At 70.6% G+C, this 13,447-nt stretch carries 14 protein-coding genes; 8 read left to right on the plus strand and 6 right to left on the minus strand.

All coding sequences use genetic code 11. The annotated features are described in order from the left end of the window. Window positions 1–135 precede the first annotated feature (135 nt). A complete protein-coding gene (locus ACZ4A5_RS03005) occupies window positions 136–1,140 on the plus strand; it encodes an aldo/keto reductase (protein ID WP_467577772.1) in 1,005 nt (334 codons plus the stop codon). A 64-nt stretch (window positions 1,141–1,204) separates the two neighbouring features. Continuing rightward, window positions 1,205–1,789, plus strand: coding sequence for a TetR/AcrR family transcriptional regulator (locus ACZ4A5_RS03010; RefSeq protein ID WP_467577774.1), 585 nt, complete (start codon window positions 1,205–1,207; stop codon window positions 1,787–1,789). Between the two features lie 43 nt (window positions 1,790–1,832). Here ACZ4A5_RS03010 and ACZ4A5_RS03015 read toward each other — a convergent pair whose 3' ends face one another. Next, the gene (locus ACZ4A5_RS03015) at window positions 1,833–2,150 is read right to left on the minus strand and encodes a DUF6415 family natural product biosynthesis protein (RefSeq protein WP_467577777.1); all 318 of its coding nucleotides are present in this window, start codon (window positions 2,148–2,150) and stop codon (window positions 1,833–1,835) included. 187 nt (window positions 2,151–2,337) lie between these two features. On the opposite strand from ACZ4A5_RS03015, the gene ACZ4A5_RS03020 reads away from it, so the two are divergent. Continuing rightward, entirely contained in the window at window positions 2,338–3,615 is a 1,278-nt protein-coding gene (locus tag ACZ4A5_RS03020; RefSeq protein WP_398871672.1) for a transcriptional regulator, read from the plus strand. Here ACZ4A5_RS03020 and ACZ4A5_RS03025 read toward each other — a convergent pair. The 4 genes from ACZ4A5_RS03025 to ACZ4A5_RS03040 all read right to left on the minus strand — a co-directional run bounded on the left by ACZ4A5_RS03025 (window position 3,596) and on the right by ACZ4A5_RS03040 (window position 7,680). Beyond that, window positions 3,596–4,258 (minus strand): HAD family hydrolase, encoded by a 663-nt coding sequence (locus ACZ4A5_RS03025; protein ID WP_467577781.1) that lies wholly within the window; start codon window positions 4,256–4,258, stop codon window positions 3,596–3,598. The two genes, ACZ4A5_RS03020 and ACZ4A5_RS03025, sit on opposite strands and share 20 nt — an antisense overlap. 31 nt (window positions 4,259–4,289) lie before the next feature. Further along, window positions 4,290–4,934 (minus strand): response regulator transcription factor, encoded by a 645-nt coding sequence (locus tag ACZ4A5_RS03030; protein ID WP_467577784.1) that lies wholly within the window; start codon window positions 4,932–4,934, stop codon window positions 4,290–4,292. Beyond that, on the minus strand, window positions 4,922–6,181 hold the full coding sequence (locus ACZ4A5_RS03035) for a sensor histidine kinase (protein ID WP_467577787.1): 1,260 nt from the start codon (window positions 6,179–6,181) through the stop codon (window positions 4,922–4,924). The genes ACZ4A5_RS03030 and ACZ4A5_RS03035 overlap by 13 nt, the downstream gene beginning before the upstream one ends. A gap of 128 nt (window positions 6,182–6,309) precedes the next feature. Continuing rightward, on the minus strand, window positions 6,310–7,680 hold the full coding sequence (locus ACZ4A5_RS03040; RefSeq protein WP_467577790.1) for a M14 family zinc carboxypeptidase: 1,371 nt from the start codon (window positions 7,678–7,680) through the stop codon (window positions 6,310–6,312). Between the two features lie 261 nt (window positions 7,681–7,941). Between ACZ4A5_RS03040 and ACZ4A5_RS03045 the strand changes: the two genes are divergently transcribed. Then, window positions 7,942–8,544, plus strand: a complete 603-nt coding sequence (locus ACZ4A5_RS03045; protein ID WP_467577793.1) for a Uma2 family endonuclease — start codon at window positions 7,942–7,944, stop codon at window positions 8,542–8,544. Between the two features lie 72 nt (window positions 8,545–8,616). On the opposite strand, the gene ACZ4A5_RS03050 is transcribed toward ACZ4A5_RS03045, so the two are convergent. Then, window positions 8,617–9,999 (minus strand): glycine--tRNA ligase, encoded by a 1,383-nt coding sequence (locus ACZ4A5_RS03050; RefSeq protein ID WP_467577796.1) that lies wholly within the window; start codon window positions 9,997–9,999, stop codon window positions 8,617–8,619. Window positions 10,000–10,175: 176 nt separating this feature from the next. Between ACZ4A5_RS03050 and ACZ4A5_RS03055 the strand changes: the two genes are divergently transcribed. The 4 genes from ACZ4A5_RS03055 (at window position 10,176) to ACZ4A5_RS03070 (ending at window position 13,443) form a co-directional block, all read left to right on the plus strand. Further along, complete coding sequence (locus tag ACZ4A5_RS03055; protein ID WP_467577799.1) at window positions 10,176–11,153, plus strand: metal ABC transporter substrate-binding protein; 978 nt, start codon at window positions 10,176–10,178, stop codon at window positions 11,151–11,153. 14 nt (window positions 11,154–11,167) lie between these two features. Next, window positions 11,168–11,938: a metal ABC transporter ATP-binding protein gene (locus ACZ4A5_RS03060; protein ID WP_467578140.1), complete on the plus strand. Its 771-nt coding sequence runs from the start codon at window positions 11,168–11,170 to the stop codon at window positions 11,936–11,938. Further along, window positions 11,938–12,834: a metal ABC transporter permease gene (locus ACZ4A5_RS03065; protein ID WP_467577802.1), complete on the plus strand. Its 897-nt coding sequence runs from the start codon at window positions 11,938–11,940 to the stop codon at window positions 12,832–12,834. Before ACZ4A5_RS03060 ends, ACZ4A5_RS03065 begins: the two co-directional genes overlap by 1 nt. 198 nt (window positions 12,835–13,032) lie before the next feature. After that, window positions 13,033–13,443, plus strand: coding sequence for a Fur family transcriptional regulator (locus tag ACZ4A5_RS03070; protein ID WP_467577805.1), 411 nt, complete (start codon window positions 13,033–13,035; stop codon window positions 13,441–13,443). The last annotated feature ends 4 nt before the right edge of the window (window positions 13,444–13,447 follow it).

Here is a 13,447-nt window from a genome sequence, read left to right on the forward strand (position 1 = left end):
GGAGAGGATGGATGGACTGACAGATATTGAAATCTGTCAGTCCATGTGTCACTCTTTTGGTGTGCCCTCCGCCGACGGCCCCTCCCGGGAGCCGGCCGCGAGGAGGCACTCCCCAGTCCCCACGAAGGAGTCCCCGTGCAGCACCGCACCCTCGGCACCACCGGCCCCCAGGTATCCGCTCTCGGTCTCGGCGCGATGGGCATGTCCGCCCTCTACGGCGAGGCCGACCGCGCCGAGTCGATCGCCACGATCCACGCCGCCCTCGACGCGGGCGTCACGCTGATCGACACCGGCGACTTCTACGGCATGGGTCACAACGAACTGCTCATCAACGAAGCGCTGCGCACCGCCCCCGCGGGCGCCCGCGAACGCGCCCTCACCAGCGTCAAGTTCGGCGCCCTGCGCACCGTCGAGGGCGGCTTCACCGGAGTCGACGGCAGCCCGAACGCCGTGAAGAACTTCGCCGCCTACTCGCTCCAGCGCCTCGGCACCGACCACATCGACATCTACCGCCTCGCCCGCCTCGACCCGAACATCCCCATCGAGGAGACGGTCGGCGCCATCGCGGAGCTCGTCGAGGCCGGGCACGTCCGGCACATCGGTCTCTCCGAGGTGAACTCCGAGACCATCCGCCGGGCCGCCGCCGTCGCCCCGATCTCCGACCTCCAGATCGAGTACTCCCTGATCTCGCGCGGCATCGAGGACGACATCCTGCCCACCCTCCGCGAGCTGGGCATCGGCGTCACCGCGTACGGCGTGCTCTCGCGCGGCCTGATCAGCGGCCACTTCACCCGCGACCGGCAGCTCGCCGCGAACGACTTCCGCGGCATGAGCCCGCGCTTCCAGGGCGAGAACCTCCAGCACAACCTCGACCTCGTCGACGCGCTCCGCGAGGTCGCCGAGGCCAAGGGCGCGACCGTCGCCCAGACCGCCATCGCCTGGGTCCTCTCGCGCGGCGAGGACATCGTCCCCCTCGTCGGCGCCCGCCGCCGCGACCGTCTCACCGAGGCGCTCGGCGCACTCGACGTCACGCTGGAGGAGGCCGACCTCGCCGCCATCGAGCGGGCCGTCCCGGCCGGCGCGGCCGCGGGCGACCGCTACCCCACGGACCAGATGGCCCATCTCGACAGCGAGAAGTGAGCGGGTACGGTCACTACGGGGGCTCCCCGCGCCCCCGCCCCTCACGGAAAGGCCGTACGCCCCGATGCCGCCCGAGACCCTGACCCCCGCCCGCATCCTCGAGACCACCGAGGACGTGCTGCGCCGCTACGGCCCTGCCAAGGCCACCGTGGTCGACGTGGCGCGGGCCCTGGGCGTCAGTCACGGCAGCGTCTACCGCCACTTCGGCAGCAAGGCCGCCCTCCGCGAGGCGGTCACCCAGCGCTGGCTCGACCAGTCGCACACCGCGCTCTCCGCCTTCGCCGACGCGGAGGGCCCCGCCGAGCCGCGCCTGCGCCAGTGGCTCGCCGCCCTCTTCACCGCCAAACGCCACAAGGCGGGCGACGACCCCGAGCTCTTCGCCACGTACATGGTCCTCGTCGGCGAGAACAGCGCCGTCGTCGACCGCCACATCGAGACGATGATCGAGCAGCTCGCCCGCATCATCGCCGACGGCGCGACGACCGGCGAGTTCACCACCGCCGACCCGGCCCCCACCGCACGGGCGGTCTGGGACGCGACGAACCGCTTCCACGACCCGGCGTACGCGCAGGAGTGGTCCCGCTCGGAGATCGACGCGGCGTTCGAGGCAGTCTGCGACCTGGTGCTGCGGGGGTTGCGCCCGGCGTGAGCGGGCCCGCCGTCACCGGCAGGCGGTTCCGTGGGCCGGGTGCTCACAGGCTCTGGCCGAGCAGGGCCCGGCAGACGTGGGCGAGGCTGTCCACGTACTCGGCGGCGGACCGCAGCCCGGCGCCGGGCCCGTCGAGCAGCACGGCGCGGGCGCGGGCGTGCGTGAACTTTCGCATGGCCCACTCCTTGCTCCTGGGGTTCATGCGGGTGGTCTGCGCGTCGATGACGGGCAGCAGGGCGTGGATGTGCCGGCGCAGGGCCTGCTCCAGCTCCTTGAGCTCTGTGTGCGTCGGCAGCACGGGAGTTGTGAGGGCCCGGTCGATGGTGCGGTTGATTTGGGCGGCGTCGATGAGATCGGGCATGGGGGTCCTCGCCGTTGATGGTGGGTAGTCAGCCTTGGTGAGAGCCTCTCGTTCGAGCCGGTCCGATTCGAGGACTCTTGGAGGACGCCGAGGGGACCCCCAGGGGACGTCGATAGACCCGAGTGGGTGACCTCATCAGGCCCTGCCGAGACGTAACTTGGGGACGACGGCTACGTCTGGAGGGTCCGTGTCACGAGCACCTGGGAACGTCCGGTTGAAATCAGCGCGAGTGGCTGCCGGTTTCGCGTCGCAGCAGGCGCTGGCGGATGCCATCGGCCGGGCCGCGCCCAAGCTGGGGATGCGAGGTGTGACGGCAGGTGTGCGTCAGGTGCGGCGCTGGGAATCAGCCGCCCCGCCCTGGCCTCACCCGGACGTCGGCCGCGTCCTCGCGCATCTGCTCCGTCAGCCTCTGGAGGAGCTGGGCTTCACCCCGCCGTGGGGGCAGTCCGAAACCCGGCCGCCGGACCCCATGTTCCTCGACCCCGTCAACGGCGGTACGGCTGCGGCGGCCTTGACACCCATACCCTCCAGAGCGACGAACTGCCTCCACCCGGCCAGCGTCGGCCAGGACTTCGCCGATGTCACCCGGGCACACCGACGCCTGTACTGGTCGGTGGCCCCGGCCACCCTGCACCCGGCGGTGCTCGGCCACGCCCGTCTGGGGTGCGCGCTTCTCCCGGAGACAGTCGGCGGATGCCGAGCCGTTGTCGCGGCATCCCTCGCGGAGAGCTACCTACTCGCAGGGCGTATCGAGTTCTTCGACCTGAGGCAAGCGGATCAGGCAGGCGAGACGCTGCTGCGTGCGCTGCAAGCCGCGGGCGAGGCGGACGATTCCCTCCTGGGCAGCGCCATCCTCGCGCACACCGCGTTCATTCCCGGCTGGGCCGGGCGTAGAGACGACGCGATCGAGCGCCTCGTAGCCGCTCGCACTTACGCCCGTCGCGGCCCGGCGTCGGCTGAGTTCTGGGCATGGCTGGACGCCGTCGAGGCGGAATGCGAAACACGGTGCGGCAACCTGCGCACAGCGCTCCACTTGATCAGGCACGGCGAGGATGTGCTGGCGGACGGATCCGAGGGCGCGTCACCGCCATGGATGGACTGGTTCGACGTGACACGACTCGCCGCGTTCAAGGGCAATACCCAGCTGAAGGCAGGGCATCTTCCGCAGGCCCGAGAGACCCTGCGATCGGCGCTCGATCAGCTGCCTGCCGAATCCGCCAAGCAGCGCACGGTGATCCTCGGCGACCTCGCGGCAGTCGAGGCAGCCGCAGGCGACCCGGAGAAGGCGTGCGCCTACGCCTGCCAAGCCCTCGAACAGCTCGGAGCAACCTGGTACGCGACGGGCATGGACCGGGTACGGGACGTACGCCGGTCGCTCGCGGCCTGGCAGCACGAGCCGTGCGTGCGGGGCCTCGACGACCGGCTGTACTCCTGGGGTACGACCGTCAGCGCGCTTCGGCGTTGAACTTCGCCACGCGTTCCACGAGTTCCGTGAGCCTCTCGACCCGGAACGTGGGAACGCTCAGCGCATCCGGCGTCCGCCACTGGATCGTCGCCCACGGGCCGCGCCGGACGAGGGCCGTACGCATGCGCGCGGAGGCCGCGGGCCTGATGTCGTTGTCGACGCGGTCGCCGACGTAGAGGATCTCTTCCGGCCGGAACGGCACGGCCTCGGCGACCCGCACGAAGAACTCCGGGTCCGGCTTGGACGCACCCCAGTCGTCGCTGGTCCCGATGAGGTCCACGTCGCCGGTGAACAGCTCGCGGAGCAGACCACCGGCCCGGACGGTCTGGTTTCCGGCGATGCCCAGCCACAGTCCCGCCTCCCGGAGCTCCCGCAGAGCGGGCCGCACGTCCGGGTACAGGTCCTCCTCGCCGAACCATTCCGGCTGCCCGGCCGCCGCGCGCGCCGCGCGCTGCTCGCCGAGGTCGAAATCCGGCCGGAACTCCTGGAAGGTCTCGCGGTAGTCGCGACCCTGCGCGATCACCGCACCGAACATCGCGGCGAAGGTATGCCGCGGCACTCCCAGCCAATCGGCCCAAGTCCCGTACTCGCGGGTCTCGTCCACGAGGCACTCGCCGACATCGAACACCACTGCGCGAATCATGACGGCAGACTAGAGCAACCCGGCCACTCCCCTACCCCACCCCCAAGAACCGCAGAACCGCCAGCACCCGCCGATGATCCGCGTCCGCCTTCGGCAGATCCAGCTTCGACAGGATCGAATTGATGTGCTTCGCCACAGCGGACTCGCTCACGCAGAGCGCCTCCGCGATGCCCGCGTTCGAGCGGCCGGAGGCCATCGACTCCAGGACCTCGCGCTCGCGCGGGGTCAGGCGGTCCAGGGGGTCGCTGTGGCGGCGGAGCAGGAGCTGGGAGACCACCTGGGGGTCGAGCGCCGTGCCGCCGGAGGCCACGCGGCGCAGGGCGTCGATGAACTCCTCGACGTCGGCGACGCGTTCCTTCAGGAGGTAGCCGACGCCCCGCGTGTCGCCGGAGAGCAGATCGGCGGCGTACCGCTCCTCCACGTACTGCGAGAGCAGCAGCACCGCCGTGTCCGGCCACTGCCGGCGGATGACGAGCGCCGCGCGCACGCCCTCGTCCGTGAAGCCGGGCGGCATGCGGACGTCGAGGACGACCAGGCCGGGGCGGTGCTCCTCCACCGCCGCCAACACCGCTTCCGCGTCGCCCACTTCCACGACCACGTCGAATCCGGCCGTCTCCAGGACCCGCACCAGGCCGATCCTGAGCAGGACGGAATCCTCGGCGATCACGGCGCGCACGGCAGCTCCACAGTCACAACGGTCGGGCCCCCCGTGGGGCTGCTGATCGAGAACGTGCCGTCGACCGACGCGACGCGCTTGGCCAGACCGGCCAGCCCCGTACCACCGGAAGAGTCCGCTCCGCCCATGCCGTCGTCGGAGACGACCACGAGCAGTATCCCCCCGAACCGCTCGACGGTGACATCCGCCCGGGACGCCTGCGCGTGCTTGACGACATTGGCCAAAGCCTCGGAGACCACGAAGTAGGCGACGGCCTCGATCGTCGGGGCGGGCCGCGAGGCGAGGTCGACGTGCAGGCGTACGGGCAGCGGCGCGCGCTCGGCGATGCCGGAGAGGGCGGCGTCGAGGCCACGGTCCTCCAGGACGGCGGGGTGCAGACCGCGTACGAGGTCGGACAACTCGGTGATCGCTTCCTTGGCCTCGCGGTGCGCCTCCTCGATGACCTTGCGGGCGTCCTCGGGCAGATCCTTCATCGTGGCCTTGGCGAGGCCGAGGTTGACGGCGAGGGAGACGAGGCGCTGCTGGGCGCCGTCGTGCAGGTCGCGCTCGATGCGGCGGCGTTCGGCGTCCGCCGCGTCGACGACGCCCGCGCGGCTCTCGGTGACCTCGGCGACGCGGATCCGCAGGAGCTCCTCGCGGCTGGGGCCGAGCCGTGTCAGCGCGGCGCGGGTGTCGAGCCGGGCGAGGGCGCGGGTGAGCCAGGCCGCGCCGTAGAGCCCGGCGATCCCGGCGGCCGTGACGTACGCCGCCCGCGTGGTGAGGCCGAAGTGGTCGACGCGCGCCTCCACCGGCAGGACCCACATCCAGGCGTAGACGGTGGCGGCGGCCGCGGCGGCCGCCCACGCGAGCAGGGTGAGCGTGCCGCCGAGCGCGATCAGCGGGCCGGCGAACAGGTGGTACTGCACCTGCCGCCAGGCGGCCGGCGAGCGCAGCCACCGCTTGGCGCGCTCCGCCCGGGTGGCGCCCGGAACCCCGACCGGCCGGGGGATGTCCACGCCGAGCCGGCCGCGGAAGCGCGCGCCCTGGATCACGGTCAGCACGGGCGAGGCGAGGGCGAGCACGGCCAACGGGGCGAACACGGCGGCCAGCACGGCGAAGACCTCCGTCGGCCCGCCGGGCAGCCACGGCACCGCCAGCACGAACAGTGCCGCGACCTGCACGAGAGCGCCGGCGGCGAGGAAGGCGGCAGCCCGTCCCGCGCCGTCGAACGGCTTGAGCAGGATCCGGAGCACGAGGGGGATTCGCATGCTCCAAACGGTAAGGCCGCAGGTCAGGGGCGGACTATGGCACTGCCGCCCGACTTGGGGGTGTAGCCAGTGCCACCGTCGTGCCCGGGTCCGGACCCCGCCGCCAAGGGGTCCGGACCCGGAGAACCTCAGTCCGCGGACCGGTACGGCGCCGCCGCGTGCTGCGCCGCGTACCTCAGGGCGGGCTCGATCTTCGGCCAGAAATAGCTGTCCTGGCAGGAGTACGCCGGGGTGAACCCGTCGCAGCCGCGGCCGTCGCTGTCACCGATCTCGATGGTGAAGCTGGCCAGCCCGAGCTTGTCGTACGTCCAGTCGTCGGTGCCGCCGGAGGCGTCGTAGAGGATCTCGCCCGCCTGTCCGGACTGATAGCCGGTGATCGAGCCCATGCGGCCGGCCAGGGCGCGCAGCGCGGCGTCGTTGCCGCTGTGCACGCGGTGGTCGGACTCCCAGGGGAAGAGGACCATGCCGGCGTCGCTGTGGAGGCTGATCATCATGCCCCGGGCGTCGGCGGGCGCGGGGTCGCTGTCGCCGGTGCCGGTGCGGACGGCCGGGTAGAGCTGCCGGAAGAGGCCCTCCAGCGCGGCGTTCTCCGGCTCGGAGTCGGCGGCGGGGCCGAGATAGACCTCGTTGCAGGGCTGGGTGGAGGTGCCGAGGCCGCCCCAGTGGGTGCCCGCGTTGCGGTTGAGGTCGACGCCTATCTGCCCGCTCCAGCCGCAGGAGGAGCCGTGGGAGCCGTCGGCGTTCTTGCGCTGCCATACGGGGTTGTCGCCGCCGCTCGCGACGATGTCGACGCCGTCGGGGTTGGCGATCGGCACGACCCACATCTCGGTGGTGTCCATGAGCTTGGTGATGTCCGGGTCCTTGCCGTACTGCCCCGTGAGCTCGTCCGTCCAGCGCCAGGACATCTCCCCCGTGGTGAGCTCGCGGGCGTGGATCTGGCTCATCAGGAAGAAGCGGGGCTTCGTCGAATTCGGGTTGAGCGAGCAGTCGCCCGGCTTCATCTTGGTGACGCAGACGGCCTTGAGGTCGTTGCCGCCCGAACCGGTCTGCTTCAGCCAGGACTTGCCGTATGTGACGACCGTCGCCAGGTCCGGGTGCTGGGCGGCGAGTTGGTCCAGGTGCGCGTAGTGCGCGCCGACGGTGTGATAGCCGCCGTCGTACGTGTCACCGGCCGCCGCCGTCTTCCCGGGCGCCGGTCTTTTGACGGTCTGGACGACGGTCGGCGCGAAGCCGAGGCGGCGCAGCCCGTCACCGGTCGTCCGGTCGCCGAGGACGAAGAGGTGGTCGCCCTGCCGGCGTTCCAGGAGGTCGTATCCGGCGGTGATGAGGGTCTGCGCGTCCTGCTTGTGGTGCGCCGGGACCTCGTAGACGACGTCGGTGTCGCGGTGGGGGCCGCGCTGCGAGGCTCCGGCGAGGGCCGTCGTGGCCTGCGGGAGCATGGCCGCCGCGGCCATGACACTCACGCCGACGGCCAGCCCTGCCAGGCGTTTTCGGGACATGGGGTGGGCCTTTCCGTGTGGGGACGGAACGGGACCGCTGCCGATGCGGGGCCGACATGCGGCCGCAGGCGCATGATGCCGTGTCCATGTCACGAATGGAAGGGAGTATCACCCTCCAGGCGCTACATAGACCGAACCTGCGTTCGGTAAGGCGAGAGTCGGTACCACTATCGGACGAACGCACGAAGAGATGGCCCCGGACGCCCCGCAAGCGTCGCTACGTTGAGCACCTGTTCGCCTACACAGAGAAGGAGGCGCATCATGGCAGTCATGGTTGAGACACCACCACCCGCGCTGATCGTCCAAGGACCGGAAGCGGATTTCGAAGAGCTGTGCAGGATTCTCGAGAAGGTCGACGCCGATCTTCCGGCCGGCTACTACACGGAGATCATCGGGGGAACGGTCGTAGTGTCACCGTGGTCCAGGGCTTTCTACGACCTCATCCTCGACGCACTCACCGACCAGCTGGGTCCACACGCCCCTGAGGGCCACCGGGCACGGGCATACCGCAGCCTCTACAAGTTCGCCGAGCACTCGGGCGCCTACGGCCCCGACTTCCACGTCGCGGACTCCGACGGCATGCGGACCGACAGCATCTACCGGCCCGGCGAAGCGCTGTCCCTCGTGGGTGAGCTGACGTCCAAGTCGACAGCCCACAACGACCGCAGGGAGAAGGCCAAGGTCTACGGCAAGGCCGGCGTGCCCGTGTACGTGCTCGTCGACATGCTGAAAGCCGCCGTCATCGTGCACTCCGAACCGTCGGAACACGGGTACCGCACCCGTACAGAGATCGAATTCGGCGAGACGGTCCACATCCCCGCCCCCTTCGACTGCAAGCTCGACACCACCGGCTGGGGTGGCTGACCCCTCCCCGTACCGAAAGGCCCCGGCCCCGCCGAAGCGGGAACCGGGGCCTTCGGGTTTCGGCTAAAGGGGTCAGCAGCCCAGGAGGCGCGAGCCCAGGTAGCCCTCGATCTGGTCGAGGGAGACCCGCTCCTGCTTCATCGTGTCGCGCTCGCGCACGGTCACCGCGTTGTCGTCGAGCGTGTCGAAGTCGACGGTGACGCAGAACGGCGTGCCGATCTCGTCCTGGCGGCGGTAGCGGCGGCCGATCGCGCCCGCGTCGTCGAACTCGATGTTCCAGTTCTTGCGCAGGTCCGCCGCGAGGCCCTTGGCCTTCGGGGAGAGCTGCGGGTTGCGGGAGAGCGGCAGGACCGCGACCTTGACCGGCGCGAGGCGCGGGTCGAGGCGCATCACGACGCGCTTCTCCATGACGCCCTTGGCGTTCGGCGCCTCGTCCTCGTTGTACGCGTCGAGCATGAAGGCGAGCATGGCGCGGTTGAGACCGGCCGCCGGCTCGATGACGTACGGGAAGTAGCGCTCGCCGGCCTCCTGGTCGAAGTACGACAGGTCCTGGCCGGAGCCCGCGGAGTGGGCCTTGAGGTCGAAGTCGGTGCGGTTGGCCACACCCTCCAGCTCCGAGAACTCCGAGCCGCCGAAGTTGAAGCGGTACTCGATGTCGACGGTGCGCTTGGAGTAGTGGGAGAGCTTCTCAGCGGCGTGCTCGTACCACCGCATGTTCTCCTCGCGCATGCCGAGGCCGGTGTACCAGTTCCAGCGCTGCTGCATCCAGTACTCGTGCCACTGCTCGTCCTCGCCCGGCTTGACGAAGAACTCCATCTCCATCTGCTCGAACTCACGCGTGCGGAAGATGAAGTTGCCCGGCGTGATCTCGTTGCGGAAGGACTTGCCCGTCTGGGCGATGCCGAACGGGGGCTTCTTGCGCGAGGTCGTCTGCACCTGGGCGAAGTTGGTGAAGATGCCCTGGGCGGTCTCGGGGCGCAGGTAGGTCACCGAGCCGGTGTCCTGCGTCGGGCCGAGGTGCGTGGCGAGCAGGCCGGAAAACTGCTTGGGCTCGGTGAACTGGCCCTTGTTGCCGCAGTTCGGGCAGTTGATGTCGGCGAGGCCGTTCGCGGGCAGCTTGCCGTGCTTGGCCTCGTACGCCTCTTCCAGGTGGTCCGCGCGGTAGCGCTTGTGGCAGGAGGTGCACTCGGTCAGCGGGTCGGAGAAGGTGGCGACGTGGCCGGACGCCTCCCAGACCTCACGGGCGAGGATCACCGACGAGTCGAGACCGACCACGTCGTCGCGCGAGGTGACCATGGAGCGCCACCACTGACGCTTGATGTTCTCCTTGAGCTCCACGCCGAGCGGCCCGTAATCCCAGGCGGCACGCTGTCCGCCGTAGATCTCACTGCACGGATAGACAAAGCCACGGCGCTTGCTCAGGCTGACGATGGTGTCGATCTTGTCGGCGGCCACGGTGCTCTCTTCATTGCGACGACGAACAGCGAATGCTTCAGGTTACCGGCGGCGCACCCCCTCTCATCAAATCGGCTCTGGCCTTGGCTTGACCCGATCGGCCGGGCGGCCCGGTTGCGCCCCCTTTGCGAACATGTTGTTGACAATCGTTTCCACTTTTGTTGAAAATGACTGTCATGAACGTAAGCCGTCCGCACTCCCGCCGAATAACCACCGCCGCCGTCGCCACGGCCGCAGCCCTGGGGCTGCTCACGCTCTCCGCGTGCTCCTCCTCCGACGCGGCGGGCAAGGCGGCGGACGGCAGGACGAAGGTGATCGCCTCCTTCTATCCCCTGGAGTTCCTGACCAAGGAGATAGGCGGCGACCACGTCAGCGTGACGAACCTGACGAAGCCCGGCGTCGAGCCGCACGACCTGGAGCTCACGCCCAGGCAGACCGGCTCCCTCTCCGACGCGGGCGCGATCGTCTACCTCAAGGGCCTCCAGCCCGCCGTGGACGAGGCGATCAAGCAGTCCGGGAACAAGCACGTCGCCGACGCGGCCGCCCTCACGGATCTCGAGGAGCACGGCACCGAGGTGGACGGCCACCACCACTCCACCGGCGACAACCACTCCCACTCGGAGTCCGAGGCCGGCAAGGACCCCCACATCTGGCTCGACCCGGTGAAGTACGCCGAGGTCGCCAAGGGCGTGAACAAGACCCTCGCCGAGGCCGACCCCGAGCACCGGGCCGACTTCCAGAAGAACACGGACGCGCTGGTCAAGAGGCTCGACGGGCTGAACACGAAGTTCGCCGACGGCCTGAAGAACCGCGCCTCCGACACCTTCATCACCACCCACGCGGCCTTCGGCTATCTCGCCGAGCGCTACGGGCTCACCGAGGAGGCCATCAGCGGCCTGGACCCGGAGTCCGAGCCCAGCGCCGCCCGGATGAAGGACCTCCACCAGCTGGCCAAGGACCACCACGTCAGCACGGTCTTCTTCGAGACGATCGCCAACCCGGCCACGGCCCGGACGCTGGCCAAGGACCTCGGGGTGCAGACGGACGTCCTCGACCCGCTCGAAGGCATCACCGACAAGTCCAGGGGCGACGACTACTTCGCCGTCATGGAGTCCAACCTCGCCGCCCTGCGGAAGGCGCTGGGCACCAAGTGACGGAGGTCAACGACATGGACGGGCAGCCCGTCATATCCCTGCGCGGGGCGACCGCCACGCTGGGCTCGCGCCCGGTGCTGCGCGGCGTGGACCTGACCGTCGAGCGCGGCGAGGTCGTGGCGCTGCTCGGCGCCAACGGCTCCGGCAAGTCCACGGCCGTCCGCGCGATCGTCGGCCAGGTGCCGCTGACCGGCGGCGAGCTCGACCTCTTCGGCACCCCGCGGCGCCGCTTCCGCGACTGGGCCCGGCTCGGCTACGTCCCGCAGCGCACCACCGCCGCGGGCGGCGTGCCCGCGACCGTCGGCGAGGTCGTCGCCGCGGGCCGGCTGGCCCGCACCCGGCTCGGCATCATGCGCAAGGCGGACCGCGAGGCCGTCGTGCGGGCCCTGGAGCTCGTCGGCATGGCCGACCGCCTCAAGGACTCCGTGGACGCGCTCTCCGGCGGCCAGCACCAGCGCGTGCTGATCGCCCGCGCGCTGGCCGTGGAGCCCGAGCTGCTGATCATGGACGAGCCGATGGCGGGCGTCGACCTGGCCAGCCAGGAGGTCCTCGCGGCCGCCCTGCGCGCCCAGGTCGAGCGGGGGGCCACGGTCCTCCTCGTGCTGCACGAGCTCGGCCCCCTGGAGCCGCTCATCGACCGCGCGGTCGTGCTCCGCGACGGCTGCGTCGTCCACGACGGCCCGCCGCCGGAGGCCGTGGGCCAGCACGCGCTGCCCGGCCACGACCATGTACACCCGCACGCCGGCCCGGCAGCGGAACCGATACGGACAGGGCTGCTGACCTGATGGACATCCTCGACTTCGCCTTCATGCAGCGGGCCCTGCTCGCCGCCCTCGTGGTCGGCCTCACCGCGCCCGCGATCGGCACCTTCCTCGTCCAGCGCCGCCAGGCGCTGATGGGCGACGGCATCGGCCACGTGGCGCTCACCGGCGTCGGCCTCGGCTTCCTGCTCAACACCAGCCCGGTGTGGACGGCCACCGCCGTCTGCGTCGTCGGCGCCGTGGTGATGGAGCTGATCCGCTCCTACGGCAAGGCCCGCGGCGACATCGCGCTCGCCATGCTCTTCTACGGCGGCATGGCCGGTGGCGTGATGCTGATGAGCCTGTCCTCCAGCGGCTCCAACGCCAACCTCACGACCTACCTCTTCGGCTCGATCACCACCGTCTCGCAGCAGGACATCGTCGCGATCTGCGTCCTGGCGGCCTTCGTGATCCTCACCACGCTGGGCCTGCGCCGGCAGCTCTTCGCCATCTGCCAGGACGAGGAGTTCGCCCGCGTCACCGGCCTCCCCGTGCGGCTGCTGAACCTGCTGATCGCGGTCACCGCCGCGGTCACCGTCACCGTCGCCATGCGCGTCGTCGGGCTGCTGCTCGTCAGCGCCCTGATGGTGATCCCCGTGGCCGCCTCGCAGCAGATCGCCCGCAGCTTCGCGATGACCTTCGCGCTGGCCATCGCCATCGGCGTGCTGGTGACCGTCTCCGGCACCACGCTGTCGTACTACGTGAATGTGCCCTCGGGCGCCTCCATCGTGCTGCTCGCCATCGGCGTCTTCGTCACCCTGACCCTCCTCGCGACGCCGCTCGCGCGGAAACGCGCCCGGCAGGCCGCCGCGGCCGCCGAGGACGGCTGCACGCTCACGGTGCCCGACGCCCGCCGGCCCGCCGACGACGTACGGGTCTGACGACGCCCTCCGGGACCGGCCCGCGCCCTCCGGCGCTAACGCCCCGCGCGCCGGTCCCGCACCCGCGTACGGCACGCGGCGCCCGGCGTACAGGGTCCGAGACGCGTCTCGGGGCTTACACACCCGGTCCCGCGGGCTGGCACAATTGGCCGTGCGACACGTGCGGATGGGTGTTCAGGCGAGCTTTTGGAGGCAACTGTGGCGACCGCGGGTCCCCCCGTACGCGGCCGGTCCACCAAGCAGCGGGCCGCGGTCTCGGCCGCGCTCGACGAGGTGGACGAGTTCCGTAGCGCTCAAGAGCTCCACGACATGCTCAAGCACCGCGGTGCCTCGGTGGGTCTGACCACCGTCTACCGCACGCTGCAGTCCCTCGCCGACGCGGGCGAGGTCGACGTGCTGCGCACCAGCGAGGGCGAGTCGGTCTACCGCCGCTGCTCCAGCGGGCACCACCACCACCTGGTGTGCCGGGTCTGCGGCAAGGCGGTCGAGGTCGAGGGCCCCGCCGTGGAGAAGTGGGCGGACTCCATCGCCGCCGAGCACGGCTTCGAGGACGTCGCCCACACCATCGAGATCTTCGGCACCTGCGGGGACTGCGCCCAGCAGCGCTGACCCC

Source organism: Streptomyces sp. NPDC025618 (assembly GCF_055558795.1).

Coding starts and splice junctions, on each gene's coding strand:
- ACZ4A5_RS03010 (WP_467577774.1), top strand. CDS start 1,205: ATGCCGCCCGAGACCCTGACCCCCGCCCGCATCCTCGAGACCACCGAG.
- ACZ4A5_RS03015 (WP_467577777.1), bottom strand. CDS start 2,150: ATGCCCGATCTCATCGACGCCGCCCAAATCAACCGCACCATCGACCGG.
- ACZ4A5_RS03025 (WP_467577781.1), bottom strand. CDS start 4,258: ATGATTCGCGCAGTGGTGTTCGATGTCGGCGAGTGCCTCGTGGACGAG.
- ACZ4A5_RS03035 (WP_467577787.1), bottom strand. CDS start 6,181: ATGCGAATCCCCCTCGTGCTCCGGATCCTGCTCAAGCCGTTCGACGGC.
- ACZ4A5_RS03040 (WP_467577790.1), bottom strand. CDS start 7,680: ATGTCCCGAAAACGCCTGGCAGGGCTGGCCGTCGGCGTGAGTGTCATG.
- ACZ4A5_RS03045 (WP_467577793.1), top strand. CDS start 7,942: ATGGCAGTCATGGTTGAGACACCACCACCCGCGCTGATCGTCCAAGGA.
- ACZ4A5_RS03055 (WP_467577799.1), top strand. CDS start 10,176: ATGAACGTAAGCCGTCCGCACTCCCGCCGAATAACCACCGCCGCCGTC.
- ACZ4A5_RS03060 (WP_467578140.1), top strand. CDS start 11,168: ATGGACGGGCAGCCCGTCATATCCCTGCGCGGGGCGACCGCCACGCTG.
- ACZ4A5_RS03065 (WP_467577802.1), top strand. CDS start 11,938: ATGGACATCCTCGACTTCGCCTTCATGCAGCGGGCCCTGCTCGCCGCC.